We start from the raw sequence: 21,942 nt of genomic DNA on the forward strand, positions 1-21,942 counted from the left end.
ACCCGCCCTGCTGATCCGAATCGCAGCTGGTCACCACTGCCGCGCAGCCCTGCGCGAGTCAGCACGCTACGTGGTCGGACGGTGCCCCGTCCATGACTTGTACAACCTGCAACTGTCTCCTGAGGTACTGCGGTGTGACAGAAAACGCACCCTTGGCGCTGAGTTGAGTACGGGGCCGCACTGCGGCTCCGTGGAAGACGACCGGGGCCTCTCCTGTGGGGGGTGGCGGCCCCGGTCGTCGTTCCGTCACCTCGGGCGCTGCGGCCGGCCGCACAGGCGGCCGGAGTCGTCGCTTTCCCGGCCGGTCAGGACTCGTCCTTCGCCACCGGCGCCACGATCCGGGTCGACGGTGGCCTAATGCCCCGACCCTGTCCCGAGGGCGCGGCCACGGGCCCGTCTCGACATCACCGCGCGCAGTACCCGCCGCCCTTCGGCCGAGAGGTCCAGCACCCGCCGCAGGCCCGTTCCACCGCCCGCTGTTCCCGGGGTCTCGGCGAGCACCTCCAGGATCTCGGTCTGGCGCAGCACTTCGCCGGTGACGAGCGGCCCGCCGCCGGCCGACCCGCCCGAGCGGTACAGCTCCAGCGCGTCGGCGTCACCGGCCGGGAAGTCGAACTCCCGGTGGATGTCGAGGGCCAGGAGCGAGCATGCGTCCGCCCAGGCCCGCAGCGGCCCGGCCGCGAACTCCCTCGGCGCGGCACCGAGCATCGCGCGCACCCGGGCCGCCGTCTCCCCGCCACCCTCGAAAGCGGCACGCTCCAGCGCCGCGTGTACGGCGTCGAGACGCTCCGCCCACTCCCTGCCGGTCTCGCAGCTCACCCAGAGCGGGCGCAGCGGTTCGGGATCGCTCCCGTCGTCCGGCGGCGTGAGACAGCGGTCCAGACAGGCGAGTGCACTCGCCGCCAGGCCCCGCTCGTCGGCACGGGCGATCTGCTCCATCAGAGTCATGGACGCCTCCCCTCGTTTCTCGGCGGCCCGGCCACTCAGTGACGAGGGCTGTGCTGCCTGTTACCGCGTACAGCGCCGGATGGCCGAAAAGCGTCACTCAGCCGGAACACCGAACACGTCAGGCCTCGGCCTGGAGGCTCTCGATGCCCAGACAGTCCAGAAATGCGAAGAAAAGTTCATCGCCGGACCGTTCCGGCTGCTCGATGCGCAGCAGTTCGAGCAGCGGCCCCTCGCGCACACCGCGGCCGGATTCAGCCGCCCAGCGCACCGCTCGTTCCGCCGCGTCCTCGGGCGGCAGGAAGAGATCCTCCAGCGCCGTGCCGTCCAGGCCGAGGTGCACGGCCATCGGCGCCCGGCCCAGGCAGGCGTACCACGATCCGCTGTGCGGCGCCGCGGCCTCCACGGCCACGCAGACGCTGTCCATGACGAAGCCGAGCAGCACCGGAGCCCGCGCGGCGTCGGCGAGCGCGGTCATGTTCCCCAGCGCCGGCTGACCCGGGTGACACCACACCTGCCAGCCGTCGGCGCGGAACTCCCGCAGCGTCAGCAGGCCACGCGCGTCCCTCAACGCCGGGTGGTCCGGGAGCGGTTCACCGCTGCGGCCCACCAGGTACACACCCCAGAAACCCACGTCGCGCTCCCCCCGCGGTCCGGCCTGCCATTCTGCCCGCCGGACACGCGGTGGGAGCGCGAAACGAGCCGACTCAGGCCTGTGGCACCCCGGCCGGCGCCGGGGCGGACAGCGGGTACATCCCGCGGGCCGCACGCTCGCCCTGCATCCGGGTCAGCTTGCGTACGAAGACGATCGCCATGACGGCCGCGGCGATGTCGAGCACGTCGGCGGCCATGATCAGGGTCACGGCGTCCGAGAGGTCGTCGACGTATTCGGTCGCGCTGTAGTTCTTCGACGCGCCCCAGCCGGCGAGCACCGACACCAGGTACAGCGTCCACCAGAGATTGAGAGGCGCGTTCGAGACCTTTCGCCAACTGCCGTCCGTGTTGGTCTGCGCGCTCGCGGTCCAGATGCCGCCGGCGACCCGTCGCGGGAGCCACATGTTGGCGATGGGGACGAACCAGGCACCGATCGCCCAGCCCGGCCGCATGGGCTGGAGGCCCGCGTCGAACACCTCGGCGTTGAGCCGCACCCGGCGGAACCAGATGATGAAGACGATGGCGGTGGCCAGCAGCGCGAGTCCTTGTACCGCAGCGGCCCGCTGGTAGAGGAGCTCGGAGTGGGTGGCCGAGACGAACTCGTACCGCGCCCCGTCGCCGATGTTCGCGTACTCGCCCCGGAGGTTCAGCTCCGCCGCGAGGGCGAACACGTCGACCGCGATGACCACCCCCAGCAGCACGACGACGGCTTTCGCGAGCCCGGCCGGCGAGCGCAGCCGGTGAAGTCCCTCCGACATCGGGGCGGGAGAGGGCTTCATCAGCCCGTTCGGCGGCGCGGGACGAACCGTCGCGCAGACGGAGCACCGCCCGTCCGCGGATGCGGCCGGTCTCGTACCGCAGGTCGTGCACAGCATGGAAGGACCCCCCAGGGTTCCGGTTCTCGGACATGGCCGCGCATCCCCCCAAGGCGCGCGGCCAGCGGAACCTAACCCTTCTCAACCGCGATGTCCACGGAGTTGGGGATCAGTTCACCGAGTCGACCTCGTCGGCCAGCGACTTGAAGTCGGCCCAGGTCAGCTCGGGCGTGCCCGGATCCCACAGCTTCTGGGAGACGGCGTTGAGCGGCATCCGGATGCCTGCGGCGACCTGCTCCTGCGTCTGCGCGTTCGGGAAGTCGCTCCAGACGGCGAACCGGCCGCCGAGGATCTGCTTCGAGTAGCGCTCGGCCACCGGCTCGGTGCCACGCAGGACGAAGGGGGTCCACTGCTCGTAGATCCGCTTGCCCGTGGGGTACACGAAGTCGTTGGGCTCGCCGAGTACGTAGTAGAGGAACTCGTCGTTGAGGTTGACGACCTTGCGGCCCTCGGCCAGGTAGTCCTGGGGCGGCCTGGCGCCGATTTCCTTGCCCGTCCAGTACTCGACCTCGATGCCCTTGTCCGCGGTGACGCTCCCGCCGCTGAAGAAGCCGTCGTTCCATGCCTTGGGGATCTTCTGCGCCTTGCGGATGACGGCGGCGCGGTCGTTGAGCCAGCCCTCGGCCAGGTCCTGGACGGTGGCGTCGGCGCCGTACTTCTCGCGTGCTGCCGCGGCGAGTTGAGGATAGGAGGCCTGCGGGCTGCTCACCGTGAGGGCCTGGTACTCGTCCGCTCCGACGTGGAACCAGGCGCCGGGGAGGAGTTCGGCGTACTCGTTCAGCAGGTCGTCGACGATCTGCGCCGACTCCGGCTCGGAGATGTCGATGGCGCCCTGCCGTGCCACGCCCTGCGTGTTGCGCAGCTGGAGGTCGGGGTGCGCGCGCAGGACGGCGCCGAGGTGTCCGGGAGAGTCGATCTCACCGACCACGGTGATGTGCAGGCTCTGCGCGAGCTTCACTATCCGGCGCACCTCGGCCTTGCTCAGGTGCTCGTCGGACACGACCTCGGGGTGGGTGTCGGACTCGATCCGGAAGGCCTGGTCGTCGGACAAGTGCAGTCCGAGCTGGTTGAGCTTGAGGTCGGCCATCTCGCGCAGCCGGTCCTCTATCCAGTCCGCGGAGTAGTATTTGCGCGCTATGTCGAGGTTGAACCCGCGCTGGGGACGGTCCGGGGTGTCGCGCACGACGCCCTCGGGCACGGTGCCGTCGGCGTTCAGCGACTGCTTGAGGGTGCGGGTCCCGTAGAAGACACCCGCCTGCCCGGGGCCGCTGATGGTGACCCGGCCGCCCGCCGTCTTCATGGTGTACGACTCCGGGTCGCCCTTGCCTGCGGAGAGCGCCAGTTCGACGTCACCTTCACGGGGGGACTTCTCACCCCGGTAGCTGATCTTCAGCTCCTTGGCGAGCAGCTTCGCCTCGTCCGCGAGTTCGGGGTCGGCCACGACGACGGTGCTGTTGCCGGCCGGCTTCCAGCCCGGCCCGCGCGCGGGGGTGTGCTCGCGCACCGCGGGTATCGTCCGCGGCGTCGTGGAGAGCGGATAGCTCCGGGACGGGGAGGGCGAGGTACGGGCCGAGGCTGCGCCACCGTTCCGGGTCCCGGAGCCGGAGTCGTCGGGCCAGACGACCAAGGTGAGCGTGACGGCGGCGGCGACGGCTACGGCCGCGCCGGCCACCAGGGTTCCGCGTGAGGGCGACATCGGTCAGAATCCTCCGGATCGGGGGCAAAAGAGATCAAAGACAACGAGAAAGCCGGACAATCCATCCGCTAATTCGTCCATCAGGCGTTCCGAAACTCTCCCGTGTGGGTGAATTTCTCGCACCCTTCGGTTGCTGGTCGCCTGGTCTCGATAGCGTTGCGGCACATACATCCCAGTCCTCACTTCCACGCTCTGAGCAACCTCGTCGCACCCAGGCCCGTCTGCAGGGTCACAGATGCCTTTCGTCCGAGGAGTCCCGCTGTCCAGGTCCAGCGAGTCCCACGCCGGCCTGCCGAAACAACCTCAGCAGACCGGGCGGGCAGCCGTACCCGTCCAGGGCCAGGGCCCCGCCCCGACCCTGCGTGAGGCACCGGCGGAGGCCCTTGTTCCGGAATCAGTCTCGGGGAGCGCTCGCAAGAATGCCTACTCGAACGGGATCCGTCACTTCAACGCCTGGCCGCGCGAGCTCGCCGAGGCCGCCCTGCTGGAGTGCTGCGGCAGCCGCCGCTGGGCCCTGCGGATGGCCGCCCACCGGCCCTACCCCGACCTGGACACCCTGCTCGCCGCCTCCGACGAGGCGGGGTACGACCTCGCACCCTCCGACATCGCCGAAGCGCTCGCGGTGGAGAGCGCACCCTGCCTGCACCACGCCGCGCCCCGCGCAGCCCACCTGGCGCTGCGCGCCGCGCACGCCGCCTACGAGAGCCGCTTCGGCCACGTCTTCGTGATCTGCCTCGACGGGCTCCGGCCCTCCCAGCACGTCGACCAGGTGCTGGCCTCCATCCGCACCCGACTGGCCCACGAACCGGACGAGGAGCGCGCCCTGACCGCGGAGGAGATGCGACGACTCGCCCGGGGCCGCATCATCGAGCTGGTGACGGAGGCCGGGCGACAGGCCGGCCAGGTGCCCCCGGTGTCATATGACCCCCGGTAGGCCGTCCGTGCCTGTTTGATTGCCACTTTGATCACACCGACGGGCCCCGCCGCCATGGAACCGACAAAGCGTCGCTACGATGGCCGGGGCCGGTGGACCGTACCCGGCCGGGTCAGACCGACAGTCAAGCCGGCCGACCCCAATCCCCGCTCCCGGAGGGTTCTTCCGTGCCGGCTGGAACGCTGTACCGCGGCCGGGAAGGCATGTGGTCCTGGGTGGCTCATCGAGTCACCGGTGTCCTCATTTTCTTCTTCCTGTTCGTACACGTCCTGGACACCGCTCTCGTGCGTGTCTCCCCCGAGGCGTACGACGAGGTCGTGGCCACCTACAAGACCCCGCTCGTCGCGCTGCTCGAGTACGGCCTGGTGGCCGCCATCCTGTTCCACGCGCTGAACGGTCTCCGTATCGTCGCCGTGGACTTCTGGGCCAAGGGCCCGCGCTACCAGAAGCAGATGCTCTGGACCGTCCTCGGTATCTGGATCGTGCTGATGGCCGGGGCCCTTTACCCCGTCCTCGGCCACGCCGTACGTGAAGTCTTCGGGAGCTGAGGCCAATGTCCACCGAGACTCCTTCGTCGGCGATCGGCGACGTCGAGGCCGTGAGCCTGTTCGACGTCGACAACCCGGCCCCGGTGATCGAGCCCCCGCGCCAGCGCACGGGCAAGACACCCAAGGGATCGCGCACCAACTTCGAGATGTACGCCTGGCTCTTCATGCGCCTGTCGGGCATCGTGCTGGTCGTCCTGGTCATCGGCCACCTGCTGATCCAGCTGGTGCTCGACGGTGGCGTGTCCAAGATCGGTTTCGCGTTCGTCGCGGGCCGCTGGGCCTCGCCGTTCTGGCAGCTCTGGGACCTGGCGATGCTGTGGCTCGCCATGCTCCACGGCGCCAACGGCCTCCGTACGGTCATCAACGACTACGCCGAACGGGACAACACCCGCTTCTGGCTGAAGATGCTCCTGTACACCGCAACGGTGTTCACCGTCCTGCTGGGCACGCTGGTGATCTTCACCTTCGACCCGAACATCCGCTAGGCGCCGGGACAGAGGGACCAGAGGAAACCATGCAGATCCACAAGTACGACACAGTCATCGTCGGCGCCGGCGGCGCCGGCATGCGCGCGGCCATCGAGTCGACCAAGCGCAGCCGCACCGCCGTCCTGACGAAGCTCTACCCCACCCGCTCCCACACGGGTGCCGCGCAGGGCGGCATGGCCGCCGCGCTGGCGAACGTGGAGGAGGACAACTGGGAGTGGCACACCTTCGACACGATCAAGGGCGGCGACTACCTGGTCGACCAGGACGCCGCCGAGATCCTGGCGAAGGAGGCCATCGACGCCGTCCTCGACCTGGAGAAGATGGGCCTGCCGTTCAACCGGACGCCCGAGGGCCGCATCGACCAGCGCCGCTTCGGCGGTCACACCCGTAGCCACGGCGAGGCCCCGGTCCGCCGGTCGTGTTACGCCTCGGACCGCACCGGTCACATGATCCTCCAGACGCTGTACCAGAACTGCGTCAAGGAGGGCGTGGAGTTCTTCAACGAGTTCTACGTCCTGGACCTCCTGCTCCAGGACGTGGACGGGGTCAAGAAGTCCGCGGGCGTCGTCGCCTACGAGCTGGCGACCGGCGAGATCCACGTCTTCCAGGCGAAGTCGGTCATCTTCGCCTCCGGCGGCACCGGCAAGTTCTTCAAGGTGACCTCCAACGCCCACACCCTGACCGGTGACGGCCAGGCCGCCGCGTACCGCCGTGGTCTGCCGCTGGAGGACATGGAGTTCTTCCAGTTCCACCCGACGGGCATCTGGCGCATGGGCATCCTGCTGACGGAGGGCGCCCGCGGTGAGGGCGGCATCCTCCGCAACAAGGACGGCGAGCGCTTCATGGAGAAGTACGCGCCGGTCATGAAGGACCTCGCGTCCCGTGACGTCGTGTCCCGCTCCATCTACACGGAGATCCGTGAGGGCCGCGGCTGCGGCCCCGAGGGTGACCACGTCTACCTCGACCTCACGCACCTCCCGCCGGAGCAGCTGGACGCGAAGCTCCCGGACATCACCGAGTTCGCGCGTACCTACCTCGGCATCGAGCCCTACACGGACCCGATCCCGATCCAGCCGACCGCGCACTACGCCATGGGCGGCATCCCGACCAACGTCGAGGGCGAGGTGCTGGCCGACAACACCACCGTCGTCCCGGGCCTGTACGCCGCCGGCGAGGTCGCATGTGTCTCCGTGCACGGTGCCAACCGCCTCGGCACCAACTCGCTGCTCGACATCAACGTCTTCGGACGCCGGTCGGGCATCGCGGCCGCCGAGTACTCCGCGAAGAACGACTTCGTCGAGCTTCCCGAGAACCCGGCGAAGCTGGTGGAGGAGCAGCTCGAGCGGCTGCGCAACTCGACGGGCACCGAGCGCGTCGCCGTACTCCGCACGGAACTGCAGGAGTGCATGGACGCCAACGTGATGGTGTTCCGCACCGAGCAGACCATCAAGACGGCGGTCGACAAGATCGCCGAGCTGCGGGCGCGCTATCTCAACGTGTCCATCCAGGACAAGGGCAAGCGGTTCAACACCGACCTCCTGGAGGCCGTCGAGCTGGGCAACCTCCTCGACCTGGCCGAGGTCATGGCGGCCTCGGCGCTGGCCCGCAAGGAGTCCCGCGGTGGTCACTACCGCGAGGACTTCCCGAACCGCGACGACGTCAACTTCATGCGCCACACCATGGCGTACCGCGAGGTCGCGGACGACGGCTCCGAGTCGATCAGGCTCGACTACAAGCCGGTCGTCACGACCCGCTACCAGCCGATGGAGCGTAAGTACTGATGGCTACTCCGACCCTGGAAAAGAGCGACAAGGCCGAGGCCGGCTTCGGCGACTCGCCCTACATCACCGCCACGTTCCGGATCCGCCGGTTCAACCCGGAGGTCTCCGACGAGGTCCAGTGGCAGGACTTCCAGATCTCGATCGACCCGAAGGAGCGTGTCCTCGACGCCCTTCACAAGATCAAGTGGGAGCTGGACGGTTCCCTGACCTTCCGCCGCTCCTGCGCGCACGGCATCTGCGGGTCCGACGCGATGCGGATCAACGGCAAGAACAGACTCGCCTGCAAGACGCTGATCAAGGACATCAACCCGGACAAGCCGATCACGGTCGAGGCCATAAAGGGCCTCACGGTCCTCAAGGACCTTGTGGTCGACATGGACCCGTTCTTCCAGGCGTACCGCGACGTCATGCCCTTCCTCGTCACCAAGGGCAACGAGCCGACGCGTGAGCGTCTGCAGTCCGCCGAGGACCGTGAGCGCTTCGACGACACCACCAAGTGCATCCTGTGCGCCGCGTGCACGTCCTCGTGCCCGGTGTTCTGGAACGACGGCCAGTACTTCGGCCCGGCGGCCATCGTCAACGCGCACCGCTTCATCTTCGACTCGCGTGACGAGGCCGGGGAGCAGCGCCTGGAGATCCTCAACGACCGTGACGGTGTGTGGCGTTGCCGCACGACGTTCAACTGCACGGACGCCTGCCCGCGTGGCATCGAGGTCACCAAGGCGATCCAGGAAGTGAAGCGCGCCCTGATCACGCGTCGCTTCTGACCCTCGCGTCACCTCCCGAGACCCCGTTCCCCGCGCCGCACGTGCGGGGAACGGGGTCTCTTGGTACGTGGGGGCGGGCCGGGACGGTACGGTCGTGCGGAGCCTGACCGGCTCACCTCTCCCGGCGCAGCACAGCACGGGAGCAGATGCCTTGAGGGAGAACGGGGAACGCTGTGAGCGATCCGAATCCGTACGCGGACGACTCATACAAGTGGGGCCCGCCGCAGCCACCGGGCAACCCGCCCACGATGCCGGACGGCCAGGGTTACGGCTATCCGGCGCCGGGCGCCACCCCGGCGTACGGCTACCCGCAGCCGCTGCCGGATTCCGCGGCTCAGCCCGGCCCCGGGTACGGCTGTCCGGGACCGGGCGGCCAGCCGACGCAGCCCGGCTTCAACCTGCCGGTGCAGTACGGCGGGACCGGCGGGGTGCCCATGCTCTCGTTCGGTGACATCACGGTGATGAACGACGGGATCGTGACGCCGTCCGGCACCATGCCGCTGAAGGGCGCGGTGTGGACGGCGACGGACATGTCGCGCACGGAGGAGAAGATCCCCACCGTCGGCATCGTGCTGGCGATCGTCTTCGCGCTGTTCTGCCTGATCGGTCTGCTGTTCCTCCTGATGAAGGAAAAGCACACGACCGGCTTCATCCAGGTCACCGTCACCAGCGCCGGCCGCCACCACTCGACGATGATCCCGGCAACGGGGCCCGAGACCTTCCAGATGGTCATGTCGCAGGTCAACACGGCGCGTTCGATGAGCGCCTGAGATCCGGTCCCTCGCACCGGGCCGCCACCCAGATCGCCCGTCAGCTGCCGCGGCCACGGACCACGCCTGGTTTCACGCCGGGGACCGCACCACCGGTCCCCGGCTCTCCGGTTCCCGATCCGACGGCTGGGCACCTCCCGAAGGGTCCGTGCTCACCGCGGCGAGGTTCAGGTCCGTCACCTCGGAGCGGTGTGGCTCTGCCGGGCCGGGCTGCCGGATTCCGCGGGCGGATCTCCCGGATAGCCTTGGGCCTGTGGTGAAGGAAGAGGACAACGTGGCTGACGCGAACGCGGCGAGGCCGTCCGGCAGGGCCTCCAAGGCCCCCAAGAGCGAGCAGACCCGCACGCTGATCCTTGAGACCGCGCTCCGGCTCTTCGAGCAGCGCGGATACGACAAGACCACGATGCGGGCCATCGCGCAGGAGGCCGGCGTCTCCGTGGGGAACGCCTACTACTACTTCTCCTCGAAGGAACACCTCGTCCAGGGCTTCTACGACCGGATCGCCGCCGAGCACGCGGTCGCCGTCCAGCCGGTCCTGGAGGGTGACACCGATCTCGCCGTCCGCATCCGTGGGGTACTGCTCGGCTGGCTGGACGTGGCAGAGCAGTACCACCGCTTCGCGGGCCAGTTCTTCAAGAACGCCGCCGACCCCGAGAGCCCGCTCTCACCGTTCTCGGAGGATTCCGTCGCCGCCCGCGAGGCCGCGATCTCCATCCACAGGCGCTGCCTGGCCGGGTCGGACATCAAGCGTGACCCCGAACTGGACGAGCTGCTCCCGCAGTTGATGTGGCTGATGCAGATGGGGATGGTGCTTTTCTGGGTCTACGACCGTACCGAGAACACGGAGCGCAGCCGACGGCTGGTGGAGCGCACGGCGCCACTCGCCGCACGGGCGATCGCACTCTCCCGTTTCCGGGTGCTGCGACCGCTCGTGCGGCAGGTTCACGACGTGCTGGTCGAGTTCATGCCCGGGGCCCGGGACGTCAGATCCAGCTGAGTTCCCAGAGGCGCCAGATCCCGGTACCGTCCGAGAGGTACTGGGAGCCCGACACGTCCGGCGTGGCGACGACGTAGTCCTTCTTCTGCCACAGCGGGATGAGCGGCACGTCCTCGCCGACCAGCTGCTGCAGATCCTTGAAGTCGGACGACGTGCGGCCGCGGTCGCTGTACTGCTGCGTGGCCGTGATCAGCCTGTTCATCTTCGCGCTGTCGTAGCCGTTGTGGAGGCTGTTGTCGCGGCCGACGAGCGGCTGGCTGAAGGTGTCGGAGTCGGGGAAGTCGGGGAGCCAGCCGACCGTGTAGGCGTCGTAGTCGCCCGCCGCGTAACCCTTCTGGAAGGCCTGCCACTCCACGGCCTTCTCGGTTACCTTGAACAGTCCGTCCTTCTCCATCTGGCGGACCAGCTCGGCGCTCTCCGCCTTGTTCGCGTCGTCGTCGCGGTGGGCGAACGTGATGTGCAGCGGCATCTGCACCCCCGCCTGCTGCATGAGGGCCTTGGCCCGCTTCGGATCGGGCTGCGGGTAGGCGTCGAAGAAGGGGGTGCTGTGCCCGATGTAGCCCTGGGGGATCAGCGAGTAGAGCGGCTCGACGGTGCTGTGGTAGACGTCGCTGACCAGCGGGCCGCGGTCGATGATCCACGCCAGCGCTTGGCGGACCCGCTTGTCCGAGAGCGGCGAGTCGGCGCGGACGTTGAAGACCAGGTTGCGGATCTCGGCGCTGTCCGCCTCGGTCACGCGCTGATCGGTGGCACCCGGGTCGAGCTCGGCGAGCTTGTCGGCGGGCAGCTGACGGTGCGTGACATCGACCTCGCCGGCCTGCCAGGCGGCCTGGAGCTGGTCGGATCCCTCGAAGTAGCGGATGTCGACAGCCACCCCGGTCTTCTTCAGCGCGCCCTTGTAGGCCGGGTTGGGCACCAGCTTGGCCTGCACCCCGGGCTCGTACGCCTTCAGGATGTACGGCCCCGAGCCGTCGACCTGGTTGCCGGTGCGGAGCTTGTCCTTCGGGTAGGCGCTGGGGTCCACGATGGACCCGGCACCCGTCGCGAGCTTCTGCGGGAAGGTCGCGTCACGGGTCGACAGGTTGAAGGTGACGGTCCGCCCCTCGGTCACGACCGAGGCGAGATTGGGGAAGAGGACCGAAGGACCGACGTCCGTCTTGATCTTGAGCATGCGGTCGAAGGAGTACTTCACGTCCGCGGCGGTGATCTTGCGGCCGTTGGAGAACGTCAGGTCGTCCCGCATCGTGCACTGGTAGGTCTGGAGCTTCTGCCCGACGAACCCGCAGCTCTCCGCCGCGTCCGGCTCCGGCACGATCGCACCGGACTTGAAGGTCAGCAGCGACTGGTACAAGTTGCTGTAGATGGCCCAGGAACCCGCGTCGTAGGCCCCGGCCGGGTCGAGCGAGGTCACCTCGTCGGTCGTGCCGACCTTGATGGGATCCTCGTTCACCTCGTCCGAGGGGAGCAGTCTCCAGCCTCCGAATCCGACGATGGCCAGTACCGCGATTGTCGCGAGAATCCGTATCCGGATCGACCGCATGTGTCGTGCTCTCCCTTACCAGCCCAACTCGGCTCATGTGCGGGAATCGCGCACATCGCCGCATGTTCGCCCTCACCCAATCACACGATATTCACATCGGGAAGTCGAAGGACGATGCCGGCCGTGACTTGTTCGCCAAAAGTGCTGTTCTCACGACGTTTTCATCGCTGGATGTGACCTCTGTGCGTGCTTTCCGTGCCCGGGGAGGGCATCGTCGGCGCTCGGGCCTGGCGGGAGGCCGGGCGTGGGCGCTCAGGCCTGGCGGGAGGCCAGCTCCACCACGGTGATGTCGGACGGCGCCCCGACACGCACCGGTGGACCCCACGCACCCGCGCCCCGCGAGACGTACAACTGTGTGTCACCGTAACGTTCGAGGCCTGCGACCGTGGGGTTGGCGAGCTCGGCCACGAGGTTGCCGGGCCAGAGCTGACCCCCGTGGGTGTGGCCTGAGAGCTGCAGCCCCACCCCGTACTCGACGGCGTGGTCGATGACGACGGGCTGGTGCGCGAGGAGGACGGAGGCGCGGCTGCGGTCCCGGTCACCGAGGGCACGGGCGAAGTCGGGTCCCTGCCCCTCGCTCTCACCGGCGATGTCGTTGACCCCCGCGAGGTCGAAGCCGCCGATCTCGACGCGGGCGTTCTCCAGCGGGTGCAGGCCCAGTTCGCGGACGTGATCGACCCACTGGGCCGCACCGGAGAAGTATTCGTGGTTGCCGGTCACGAAGTAGCTGCCGTGACGGGCTTCGAGATCGGCGAGCGGTTCGGCGGCGGAGGCCAGGTCCGCGACCGAGCCGTCGACGAGGTCCCCGACGACCGCGACGAGATCCGGGCCGGTGGCGTTGATCGTGTCGACGATGCGCCGGGTGTGTGAGCGGCCCAGGACCGGGCCGATGTGGATGTCGCTGACCACGGCGATCCTGAAGCCGTGTGCGGAGCGAGGGAGTCCGGCCAGCGGCACGGTGACGCGCTTGACCCGGGGGCCGCGCAGGACCCCGTAGGTGCCGTATCCGACCGTGCCCAGGCCGGCGAGGGCCGCTGCCCCGCCGACGGCGCGGGCGACGAACAGCCTGCGGGAGGGATCGGCCGCCTTCGGGGCGGCCGGGATGTCGTGGGCTTCCAGGGACACGGTGACGTCCGTCGCAGCCGGGGCCTCATGGGCTTCGCCTGACCTGGCCGGTGCGGCCTCGGGCCCGGCGGCATCCGTGAGGGTGACATCCACCGGGCGCGCGCCGACGGCTGCCTCTGCGGAGGGGCTCGTCGTCCCGGCGGACCCCGGGGCAGCTTCGGCGGTCCCGTCCCGTCGTGCGAGGACACGGCGCAGAACGGGGCGCACGGCCTCTCCCGCCAGCAGGGCAAGCGTGAGGTAGAGCAGGGCGGCCAGCCACAGGAAGCCAGGCCAGGCCAGCACCTGCTGCACCGCGAAGGGCAGTCCGGTCCGGCTCGAGACGAGGGCGCCGACGGAGAGCAGCGGCAGTACGAACGCCGCGACGGTACCGGCGCGGCGCGCGAGGCCGCCCGGTGTCGTCGTGTCACCGATCAGCCGGTGCCACACGTAGCGGTGCACCAGGACGAGCAGGGCGAGAACCGCGACCGCCACGAGCACGAAGACCACAACCACGAACGCTCCCCCGCTGAAATCCCGTCCTGGCGCCGGTGAGCGCCCGGCCCGTCATCTGCCTGCGTGACGCAAAGCCCTGACACCACGGAACCCGATGACTCCGACGGCCGTCCCCAGAAGAAACGAGGTGATGGCGAGCAGGAGATGGACCCAGAAGTAGGCGGTCGGTCCACCCGCGTCGTCGAACGCGAGCCCGCTGCCGTCCTTCCACAGGTTCTTTGCAAAGGTGATCCAGATGAACCAGCTCCACACCCCGAACACGAGCAGGAACCAGGAGACGGGGCGGCTGAGCTTCATACGATCAGTATCGCCGCCGCGCTCCGGCCCGGTCGCCCGGGGTGGGCTGTCCAAGCGGAATGCACGGCGGGTCAGGGCACCCAGGTCCCGATCCCCAGCAACGCCATGTACGTTTCCGACCGTGCCTGCTCTGAAAATGACCGTAATGACGGTCCTCTCTGCCGCGTTGCTGTCCGTATGTGTCGCCGGTCCTGCAGGGGCGGCCGACAAGGACAAGACCGACGACAAACAGCCGAAGCCGACCGGTCCCATGTCCACCGTGGGTGGCGAGCGGCTGGGCGAGGTGGGCACCCAGGTCCAGCTGGGCCCCGGCGCCCCGGTCCTGCCGAAGAAGCTCACCGGACGGTCGTGGATCGTCGCGAACGCCGAGAACGGGCAGGTACTCGCCTCGCACAACGCCCATTGGCGGCTGCCGCCCGCCTCGACGCTGAAGATGCTCTTCGCCGACACGGTCCTGCCCGCCCTGCAGCCGAAGTCCCTGACCCACATGGTGACCGAGGAGGAACTGGCCGGGATCGGCGAGGGCAGCAGTCTGGTCGGCGTGAAGGAGGACCAGGCGTACACGGTGCACGACCTGTGGCTCGGCGTGTTCCTGCGTTCGGGCAACGACGCGGTGCACGTGCTGTCGGCGATGTACGGCGGCGTGCCCGCCACGGTCGCCGCGATGCAGCGGCACGCCGAGGAACTGCAGGCTCTCGACACCCGGGTGGTCTCCCCCGACGGCTACGACGCCCCGAACCAGGTCTCCAGCGCCTACGACCTGACGCTGTTCGCCCGCAGCGGCATGCAGAAGGCGGACTTCCGCGAGTACGCAGCGACGGCGACGGCGGACTTCCCGGGTGCGCAGAAGAAGGGCAAGAAGCGCGAGTCCTTCGAGATCCAGAACACCAACCGCCTGATCACCGGCGACATCGGTGTCGAGCCGTACAAGGGCATCGCCGGGGTCAAGAACGGCTACACCACCCACGCGGGCAACACCTTCACGGGTATCGCCGAGCGCGACGGCAAGGTCCTGCTCGTCACCGTCATGCACCCGTCGGCGGACGAGAGCCACGCCGTCTACAAGGAGGCCGCCGGCCTGCTCGACTGGGGCTTCGCGGCGGACGGCAAGGTGACCCCGGTCGGCGAGCTCGTCCCTCCGAAGTCCGCCGTGACCGGGCCCGCGAAGGACTCCGCGCCCGCGGCCGGCGCGGACAAGGCCGAGAAGAAGCACGCGGCCACCACGGCGGCCGCCGCATCGGGCTCCAGCGGGGTCTGGACCGCCCTGTCGATCGTCGGCGGACTGCTGGTGGTCCTGGCGGCCGGGGTGTTCCTCGTCAACCGGCGCTGGCCGCTGCCGGACCTGGTGCGCCGTCTTCCCCGTCGCTGACCTCCTCGGCCTCCGGCCCGTCACCGCCCTTGCTCGGGGTCGCCGTCCAGGCGGCGCAGACGAGCAGCAGTTTGGCGCTGAAGTTGATCCACAGGAGCAGTGCGATGGGCACGCCGAAGGCGCCGTACACGCTCTTCGCCGCCACGTCCCGGATATAGCTGCCGAGCAGCAGCTTGAGCATCTCGAACCCGACGGCGCCGACCAGTCCGGCGACGATCAGCCGGCGCCGCGGGGGCTCGACGCCCGGCAGCAGGGTGAGCAGGTAGAGGAGCAGCAGGAAGTCGGCGCAGACCGCCACGGCCACGGCGGCCACCTGGAGCAGGATCCCGCCCGCGCCGTTCTCCGGGATACCCAGACGGTCGGCCGTCCAGCCGATGGCGGTCGAGGCGACGGTGGAGACGGCGAGGGTCACGAGCGCCGCGCCGCCGAGGCCGAGCAGCAGCCCGGCGTCCTTGATCTTGCGGACGACCGGGTTGCCCTCGACCACGTCGTCCTTCTCCCACACCGCGCGCAGACAGTCCCGCATCGAGCCGATCCAGCCGATGCCGGTGAAGAGCAGCAGCAGACCGGCGACCACTCCGATGGTGCCCGCGTGGGCCACGAGGTCCTCGATGCCGAGCTGGTCGGAGATGCCGGGCACCTGCTCGGCGAGCTTGTCCTGGATCTTGTCCAGCTGCTCGGTCGAGAGCAGCGCGGCCCCGACCGCCGCACCGACCGCGATCAGCGGGAAGAGCGCGAGGAAGCTGAGAAAGGTGATCGCCGCCGCGAGCCTGGCCCAGTGCACCCGGTCCAGAGTCTCGTAGGAGCGCCAGGCGTGCGTCTCCATGAGCCGTGCGACGAGCGGCCCGACGACGGGGAGTCTTTTCAGCCAGTCCATGACCTACGCGTACCCCTCCGGAGCCGGAAAACCGGTGCCCGGGGCTCTCCGGATCACCGATCACCCATTTCGGTGAGTGCTGTAACAAATCCCTCAAAAGGGTTTTCTCTGGCGATAACGTCACGTCCATGTCTGTCGACACGGTGTCCTTGACCGGCTGGGGCCGCACCGCCCCGACGACCGCAGTGCGGTTTCGCCCCCGTACGTACGAAGAAGCCGTGGTCGCGGTCCGGGGCCGTGGCCCCAGAGGGGTCGTCGCCCGGGGGCTCGGCCGGGCGCACGGCGACGCGGCACAGAACGCGGGAGGTTCGGTCGTCGACATGACCGCCCTGGACCGGATCCGCTCGGTCGATCCGGCGGCGGGCACGGTCGTCTGCGAAGCCGGGGTGAGCCTGCACCGCCTGATCGAGACGGTGCTCCCGCTCGGCTGGTTCCTCCCGGTCACACCGGCGACCCGTCAGGTGACGGTCGGCGGAGCCATCGGCTCGGACGTCCACGGCAGGAACCACCGGACGGCGGGGACCTTCGCCCGGCACGTGCGCGCACTGGAACTGCTGACCGCCGACGGCGAGGTACGCACGGTGCTCCCGGGCACGGATCTGTTCGACGCGACCGCGGGTGGCCTCGGCCTGACCGGGGTGATCCTCTCCGCCACTCTGGCCCTGCGTCCCGTCAGCACCTCGCTGATGACGGTCGACACGGTGCGGTCGGCGGACCTGGACGAGACGATGGCACGGCTCGCGACCTCCGGCGACGCCTCGCCGTACGCGACGGCCAGGATCGACCTCCTTGCGCGCGGAAAGGCGACCGGGCGGGCCGTCGTCATGCGGGGAGAGCACGCGCCCCTCGACGCGCTACCGGCGCGCGCCAGGCGCACACCGCTGGATCTCCGCCCCGGGCGTCGTCCCGCGCCCCACGCCCTCGTCCCTGAGGGACTGTTCGGCCGGACCGCAGGCGCCCTCCTGGCCGAACTCGGCCACCGCGGCGCCCTCCCCTCGCGGACCGGGGCACTTCGGAGCGTCTCGGCCTTCCTCCACCCCCTGGACGCCGTGCCCGACTGGCGCCGCGTCCGCGGCACGGGCAGCTTCGTCCAGTACCAGTTCGCCTTGGGATACGGCCACGAGGAGACCCTGCACCGCATCGTCCGGCGTCTCGTCCTGCGCCGGACTCCGGCCTTCCACGGCACTCTCGAACGGTTCGGGGACGGCGGGCCCGGCTGGCTCTCCTTCCCCGTTCCCGGCTGGACGCTCTCCTTCGGGCTGCCCGCCGGGCTGCCGGGGCTCGCCCGAGTGCTGGACGATCTCGACGACGAGGTGGCGGCGGCGGGCGGGCGTGTCTTCCTGGCCAAGGACGCGCGGCTGAGGCCGGAGCTGACCGAGGCGATGTACCCGCGGCTGCCCGACTTCCGGGCCTTGCGCCAGGAACTCGACCCTTCCGGCGCCTTCACCTCGGACCTGTCCCGCCGGCTCGCGCTCTGAGCGGTCCGGCGGGCCGCCTGCCCTGTCCCGGTGTCCCGCTCCCGGGCTCCCCGCCCGTCCGCGCCCTGTCATCGCCCGTCATCCCGCTAGGAGTTTTCCTTTGAAGGACGCCTTCGGTGCCCCGCAGTCCCTGCTCGTACTCGGCGGCACCTCGGAGATCGGACTGGCCACCGCGCGGCGGCTGATCGCTCGCCGCACCCGCACCGTCCGGCTGGCCGGACGGCCTTCTCCCGCCCTGGAGCGGGCTGCCTCCGATCTGCGCGAACTGGGGGCCGACGTCCGTACCGTCGGCTTTGACGCGCTCGACTCCGCCTCCCATGAAGAGGTGCTCGGAAAGCTCTTCACCGAGGGCGACATCGACATGGTGCTGATGGCCTTCGGCGTCCTGGGCGACCAGGCGCGCGACGAGGAGGAGCCGCTTTCCGCGGTCCGGGTGGCGCAGACCAACTACACGGGGGCGGTGTCCGCCGGCTTGGTGTGCGCGGGCGCACTGCAGGCGCAGGGACACGGCTCGCTGGTGGTGCTCTCGTCGGTGGCCGGGGAACGCGCCCGTCGCGCGGACTTCATCTACGGCTCCAGCAAGGCGGGCCTGGACGCCTTCGCCCAGGGCCTCGGGGACGCACTCCACGGGACCGGGGTGCACGTGATGGTCGTACGCCCCGGATTCGTGCGGTCCCGGATGACCGAGGGGCGCGAGGAGGCACCGCTCGCCACGACCCCCGGCGCGGTCGCCGACGCGATCGTGGCAGGCCTGCGGCGGCGTTCGGAGACGGTGTGGGTGCCCGGTGCGCTGCGGGTCGTCATGTCGGCCCTGCGGCACGTTCCGCGCCCCCTGTTCCGGCGGCTGCCGGTCCGCTAGACGGGCGCGGTGGTCGTGACGGCCACCGCGCCCGTCCGGGTCAGGGACGGAGGGACGGCTGGTCCACCGCACTGCCGCCCTGGGCCGGTACCGCGGGCGCGCCGCCGCCGTCCCCGAACGGGAACTCGTTGATCTTGCGCCACACGGCGTCGGTGCCCTGTTCGTACAGCGCGAAGGAACCACAGGTCCAGTCCGCCTCGTACGAGGACAGCTCCTCGTACGCGCGGTCCATCGCCGCCTCCGCGATGCCGTGCGCGACGGTCACGTGCGGGTGGTAGGGGAACTGCAGTTCCCGTACGAGCGGTCCGGAAGCCTCACGGACCCGCTTCTGGAGCCAGGAACAGGCGGAGGCACCCTCGACGACCTGGACGAAGACGACCGGCGAGAGCGGCCGGAAGGTGCCCGTGCCCGACAGCCGCATGGGGAACGGACGGCCGGCCGCGGCGATCTGTGACAGGTGGGTCTCGATCGCCGGAAGGTCGGCAGCCTCGGCCTCGGTCGGCGGGAGAAGGGTGACGTGGGTGGGAATGCCGTACGCGGCAGGGTCCCCGAAGCTCGCGCGCCGCTCTTGGAGCAGGCTGCCGTAAGGCTCCGGGACCGCGATCGAAACGCCAAGCGTTACGGTCCCCACATCGTTCTCCTCAATCGTCGATGGTCTGTTCTCGGTCGTGCCGACGTCAGTGTGGCCCCTTCGGCCGCGATCTCGCCAGAGTCCTTGGACTCAGTGCTTCGCGGGCAGAAGACCCATACGGTCGTAGGTCTGTGCGAGCGTCTCGGCGGCGACGGCCCGCGCCTTCTCCGCTCCCTTGGCCAGGAGGGAGTCCAGCGTCTCGGGGTCGTCCAGATATTCCTGCGTCCGGGTCCGGAACGGGGTGACGAACTCCACCATGACCTCGGCGAGGTCGGTCTTGAGCGCGCCGTAGCCCTTGCCCTCGTACTTCCGTTCCAGCTCGGCGATCGCCGTGCCTGTGAGTGTGGAGTAGATGCCCAGGAGGTTGCTGACGCCCGGCTTCTTCTCCGCGTCGAAACGGATCACGGTGTCCGTGTCCGTCACCGCGCTCCTGACCTTCTTGGCGGTGACCTTCGGGTCGTCCAGGAGATTGATCAGGCCCTTGGGGGTGGACGCCGACTTGCTCATCTTGACCGCCGGGTCCTGCAGGTCGAAGATCTTCGCCGTCTCCTTGAGGATGTACGGCGCCGGGATGGTGAACGTCTCGCCGTAGCGGCCGTTGAAACGCTCCGCCAGGTCACGCGTGAGCTCGATGTGCTGACGCTGGTCCTCGCCCACCGGGACCTGGTTCGCCTGGTAGAGCAGGATGTCGGCGACCTGGAGCACCGGGTAGGTGAAGAGGCCGACGGTCGCCCGGTCGGCCCCCTGCTTGGCGGACTTGTCCTTGAACTGCGTCATGCGGGACGCCTCGCCGAAGCCTGTGAGGCAGTTCATGATCCAGCCCAGCTGGGCGTGTTCGGGGACATGGCTCTGGACGAACAGCGTGCACCGCTCGGGGTCGAGTCCGGCCGCCAGCAACTGGGCGGCGGCGAGGCGGGTGTTCGCGCGGAGTTCACGGGGGTCCTGCGGGACGGTGATCGCGTGCAGGTCCACCACCATGTAGAAGGCGTCGTGGGACTCCTGCAGCGCCACCCACTGGCGGACCGCACCGAGATAGTTGCCGAGGTGGAACGAGCCTGCGGTGGGCTGGATTCCGGAAAGCACGCGGGGTCGATCAGAGGCCATGCCTTCATTGTCTCAGGTGTGGAACCAATCCCCGGCAGCCGGTGTAGGAAAGATGTGAGGACGCGGGGAGGGGCTCCACAGCCGGGCTTGGAGGGGGGCCGCGCCATCGATGGCGAGGGCGGCGGCAGTGATCTCGGGCGTGCCGCGACGGTTCCGGCGGGCGGCTCCGACGGCGAGTCCGCGGTGATCGCGCGCGTACGCGCCGGGGATGCCGGGGCATACGCGCAGCTGGTGCGCGCCCACACCGGTGTCGCGCTGCGCGCCGCGGTCGCCTTCGGGGCCGGTGCGGATGCCGAGGACGTGGTGCAGTCCGCCTTCTTCAAGGCGTACCAGGCCCTGGGGCGTTTCCGGGACGAGGCGTCCTTCCGCCCGTGGCTGCTGCGCATCGTGATGAATGAGACGAAAAACACGCTGCGCTCGGCGGGCAGGGCGCGGGCGGTGGCCGGGCGGGAAGCGCGCTGCCGGGGCGTGGATCCGGTGATACCCGAGTCGGCCGACCCGGCGGTGGCGGCCCTGGCCGAGGAGCGGAAGGCCTTGCTGGCGGAGGCGCTGGGCGAGCTGAGCGAGGTGCAGCGACAGGTGGTCACGTATCGCTATCTGCTGGAGATGGACGAGGCGGAGACCGCGCAGGCGCTCGGCTGGCCGCGGGGGACGGTGAAGTCCCGGCTGAACCGCGCACTGAAGAATCTCGAGCGGCGGCTCGGCGGTCAGCTGGGTCCGGATCGGGAAGGGGGTGAGAGCGGTGCGAAGGGCGACGGGTGAGGGTGATCCTGAGCGTCCCGGGGTGGACGACGACCGGCGCGGGGAGCGGCTGCGGGCGGATCTGCTGGCCCTGCGCGACGGGCTCGACATTCCGGAGACCGACGGCTCGACCATGGCCGAGAGGGTCCTGGCCCGGATCGTCGCGGAGGCGGTGCCCGCTCCCGTGCGGGAACCCGTGCGGCGCCGGGAGCTGGTCGGCGCGTGGTTCCGGGACCACGCCCGGCTGCTCGCAGCCGCGCTTTCGGGACTGCTCGTCGTGCTCGTGCTCACCCCGCCGGTCCGGGCGACCGTCGTCGAGTGGTTCGACTTCGGCGGGGTCCGGGTGCGGTATGCGCCGGGGACCCCGTCGAACCGGCAGGGGCCCGGCGCACCGGGCTGCGGGGCTCCCGTGTCCATGCACGAGGCCCTCCGGTCGGCGGACTTCCGTCCGGTGGTGCCCCATGAGCTCGGGAGACCGGACTCCGTGGCGGTCACGCGACTTCCGGAAGGCCGGTCGATGATCACGCTCTGCTGGCAGGAGGGCGGGCGGACCGTACGGCTCGATGAGTTCGCGTCGGGTCTGGATCCGTACTTCATCAAGCAGGTCCGAGTCCGCTCCGAGTGGCTCGGGCTCGACCGGGGCGGTTCGGCCGAGGCCTCGGACGGTTCATCCCACGGCCGGGGTGGCCAATCCGACGACCGGGGTGATCCGTCCGGTGGAATGCCGCCTGGTCCGGCATACGCGGCGTGGATCGCCGAGCCGCACCTCCTCGAGTTCATGATGATCGGCGAGGACGGCGACCGGTGGATCAGATCCGAACGCACCGCTGGACCGACGTTGTTGTGGACGCGGGACGAGCGGATCACCTTCCGCCTGGAGGGTGTGGACGACCGCGACCGGGCTCGGGCGATCGCCGAGTCGACGCTCTGAGCAGATCCGGAAGTGTCCGGCCACAGGGCGGAACCGACGGGCT

General features: G+C 69.6%; 22 protein-coding genes. 12 read left to right on the plus strand and 10 right to left on the minus strand.

Translation table 11 applies throughout. The features are described 5' to 3' along the window. Window positions 1-354: 354 nt before the first annotated feature. From ACFU5K_RS01620 to ACFU5K_RS01635, 4 genes are all read right to left on the minus strand, one after another. Window positions 355-948, minus strand: a complete 594-nt coding sequence (locus tag ACFU5K_RS01620) for a hypothetical protein (protein ID WP_384055178.1) — start codon at window positions 946-948, stop codon at window positions 355-357. Window positions 949-1,066: 118 nt separating this feature from the next. Then, complete coding sequence (locus ACFU5K_RS01625) at window positions 1,067-1,579, minus strand: hypothetical protein (protein ID WP_384055175.1); 513 nt, start codon at window positions 1,577-1,579, stop codon at window positions 1,067-1,069. Between the two features lie 73 nt (window positions 1,580-1,652). Further along, a complete protein-coding gene (locus ACFU5K_RS01630) occupies window positions 1,653-2,357 on the minus strand; it encodes a DUF4328 domain-containing protein (protein WP_384055172.1) in 705 nt (234 codons plus the stop codon). Window positions 2,358-2,583: 226 nt separating this feature from the next. Beyond that, on the minus strand, window positions 2,584-4,170 hold the full coding sequence (locus ACFU5K_RS01635) for a family 20 glycosylhydrolase (RefSeq protein ID WP_384055170.1): 1,587 nt from the start codon (window positions 4,168-4,170) through the stop codon (window positions 2,584-2,586). Between the two features lie 235 nt (window positions 4,171-4,405). Here ACFU5K_RS01635 and ACFU5K_RS01640 point away from each other — a divergent pair, with 235 nt between their 5' ends. The 7 genes from ACFU5K_RS01640 (at window position 4,406) to ACFU5K_RS01670 (ending at window position 10,455) form a co-directional block, all read left to right on the plus strand. Next, window positions 4,406-5,104, plus strand: a complete 699-nt coding sequence (locus ACFU5K_RS01640) for a 2-oxo-4-hydroxy-4-carboxy-5-ureidoimidazoline decarboxylase (RefSeq protein WP_384055167.1) — start codon at window positions 4,406-4,408, stop codon at window positions 5,102-5,104. A 167-nt stretch (window positions 5,105-5,271) separates the two neighbouring features. Continuing rightward, window positions 5,272-5,652 carry a succinate dehydrogenase, cytochrome b556 subunit gene (sdhC, locus tag ACFU5K_RS01645; protein ID WP_384055164.1) on the plus strand — a complete coding sequence of 127 codons (381 nt, stop codon included), beginning with the start codon at window positions 5,272-5,274 and terminating at the stop codon, window positions 5,650-5,652. 5 nt (window positions 5,653-5,657) lie between these two features. Next, window positions 5,658-6,137, plus strand: a complete 480-nt coding sequence (locus tag ACFU5K_RS01650) for a succinate dehydrogenase hydrophobic membrane anchor subunit (RefSeq protein ID WP_384055161.1) — start codon at window positions 5,658-5,660, stop codon at window positions 6,135-6,137. 29 nt (window positions 6,138-6,166) lie between these two features. After that, window positions 6,167-7,921: a succinate dehydrogenase flavoprotein subunit gene (sdhA, locus tag ACFU5K_RS01655; protein WP_384055158.1), complete on the plus strand. Its 1,755-nt coding sequence runs from the start codon at window positions 6,167-6,169 to the stop codon at window positions 7,919-7,921. Further along, complete coding sequence (locus tag ACFU5K_RS01660; protein WP_384055155.1) at window positions 7,921-8,688, plus strand: succinate dehydrogenase iron-sulfur subunit; 768 nt, start codon at window positions 7,921-7,923, stop codon at window positions 8,686-8,688. The genes sdhA and ACFU5K_RS01660 overlap by 1 nt, the downstream gene beginning before the upstream one ends. A 173-nt stretch (window positions 8,689-8,861) precedes the next feature. Further along, window positions 8,862-9,458 carry a hypothetical protein gene (locus ACFU5K_RS01665; protein ID WP_384055152.1) on the plus strand — a complete coding sequence of 199 codons (597 nt, stop codon included), beginning with the start codon at window positions 8,862-8,864 and terminating at the stop codon, window positions 9,456-9,458. Window positions 9,459-9,711: 253 nt separating this feature from the next. Beyond that, a complete protein-coding gene (locus tag ACFU5K_RS01670; RefSeq protein WP_384055149.1) occupies window positions 9,712-10,455 on the plus strand; it encodes a TetR family transcriptional regulator in 744 nt (247 codons plus the stop codon). On the opposite strand, the gene ACFU5K_RS01675 is transcribed toward ACFU5K_RS01670, so the two are convergent. The 3 genes from ACFU5K_RS01675 to ACFU5K_RS01685 form a co-directional block, all read right to left on the minus strand. After that, window positions 10,442-11,995, minus strand: coding sequence for an ABC transporter substrate-binding protein (locus tag ACFU5K_RS01675; RefSeq protein ID WP_384055146.1), 1,554 nt, complete (start codon window positions 11,993-11,995; stop codon window positions 10,442-10,444). The two genes, ACFU5K_RS01670 and ACFU5K_RS01675, sit on opposite strands and share 14 nt — an antisense overlap. Before the next feature lie 252 nt (window positions 11,996-12,247). After that, the gene (locus ACFU5K_RS01680; protein WP_384055143.1) at window positions 12,248-13,612 is read right to left on the minus strand and encodes a metallophosphoesterase; all 1,365 of its coding nucleotides are present in this window, start codon (window positions 13,610-13,612) and stop codon (window positions 12,248-12,250) included. A 51-nt stretch (window positions 13,613-13,663) separates the two neighbouring features. Next, complete coding sequence (locus ACFU5K_RS01685) at window positions 13,664-13,909, minus strand: SCO4848 family membrane protein (RefSeq protein WP_384055141.1); 246 nt, start codon at window positions 13,907-13,909, stop codon at window positions 13,664-13,666. Window positions 13,910-14,030: 121 nt separating this feature from the next. Between ACFU5K_RS01685 and ACFU5K_RS01690 the strand changes: the two genes are divergently transcribed. After that, complete coding sequence (locus ACFU5K_RS01690) at window positions 14,031-15,278, plus strand: D-alanyl-D-alanine carboxypeptidase family protein (RefSeq protein WP_384055138.1); 1,248 nt, start codon at window positions 14,031-14,033, stop codon at window positions 15,276-15,278. Here the strand turns inward: ACFU5K_RS01690 and ACFU5K_RS01695 are convergent. Then, window positions 15,226-16,155 (minus strand): YihY/virulence factor BrkB family protein, encoded by a 930-nt coding sequence (locus ACFU5K_RS01695; RefSeq protein WP_384055135.1) that lies wholly within the window; start codon window positions 16,153-16,155, stop codon window positions 15,226-15,228. The genes ACFU5K_RS01690 and ACFU5K_RS01695 overlap by 53 nt on opposite strands. Window positions 16,156-16,283: 128 nt before the next feature. Between ACFU5K_RS01695 and ACFU5K_RS01700 the strand changes: the two genes are divergently transcribed. Next, complete coding sequence (locus ACFU5K_RS01700) at window positions 16,284-17,633, plus strand: FAD-binding oxidoreductase (protein WP_384055132.1); 1,350 nt, start codon at window positions 16,284-16,286, stop codon at window positions 17,631-17,633. Window positions 17,634-17,733: 100 nt separating this feature from the next. Further along, window positions 17,734-18,492: a decaprenylphospho-beta-D-erythro-pentofuranosid-2-ulose 2-reductase gene (locus ACFU5K_RS01705; protein WP_384055129.1), complete on the plus strand. Its 759-nt coding sequence runs from the start codon at window positions 17,734-17,736 to the stop codon at window positions 18,490-18,492. Window positions 18,493-18,532: 40 nt separating this feature from the next. Here ACFU5K_RS01705 and ACFU5K_RS01710 read toward each other — a convergent pair whose 3' ends face one another. Together ACFU5K_RS01710 and trpS are read right to left on the minus strand one after the other, a co-directional pair. After that, window positions 18,533-19,123 (minus strand): 2'-5' RNA ligase family protein, encoded by a 591-nt coding sequence (locus ACFU5K_RS01710; protein ID WP_384055126.1) that lies wholly within the window; start codon window positions 19,121-19,123, stop codon window positions 18,533-18,535. A 90-nt stretch (window positions 19,124-19,213) separates the two neighbouring features. Next, window positions 19,214-20,227 carry a tryptophan--tRNA ligase gene (trpS, locus tag ACFU5K_RS01715; RefSeq protein WP_384055123.1) on the minus strand — a complete coding sequence of 338 codons (1,014 nt, stop codon included), beginning with the start codon at window positions 20,225-20,227 and terminating at the stop codon, window positions 19,214-19,216. A gap of 54 nt (window positions 20,228-20,281) precedes the next feature. On the opposite strand from trpS, the gene ACFU5K_RS01720 reads away from it, so the two are divergent. Continuing rightward, window positions 20,282-20,989 carry an RNA polymerase sigma factor gene (locus tag ACFU5K_RS01720; protein WP_384055120.1) on the plus strand — a complete coding sequence of 236 codons (708 nt, stop codon included), beginning with the start codon at window positions 20,282-20,284 and terminating at the stop codon, window positions 20,987-20,989. Window positions 20,990-21,011: 22 nt separating this feature from the next. Next, the gene (locus tag ACFU5K_RS01725; RefSeq protein ID WP_384055117.1) at window positions 21,012-21,899 is read left to right on the plus strand and encodes a hypothetical protein; all 888 of its coding nucleotides are present in this window, start codon (window positions 21,012-21,014) and stop codon (window positions 21,897-21,899) included. Window positions 21,900-21,942 lie beyond the last annotated feature (43 nt).

The organism is Streptomyces sp. NPDC057428, assembly GCF_042803195.1.
Taxonomy (GTDB): domain Bacteria; phylum Actinomycetota; class Actinomycetes; order Streptomycetales; family Streptomycetaceae; genus Streptomyces.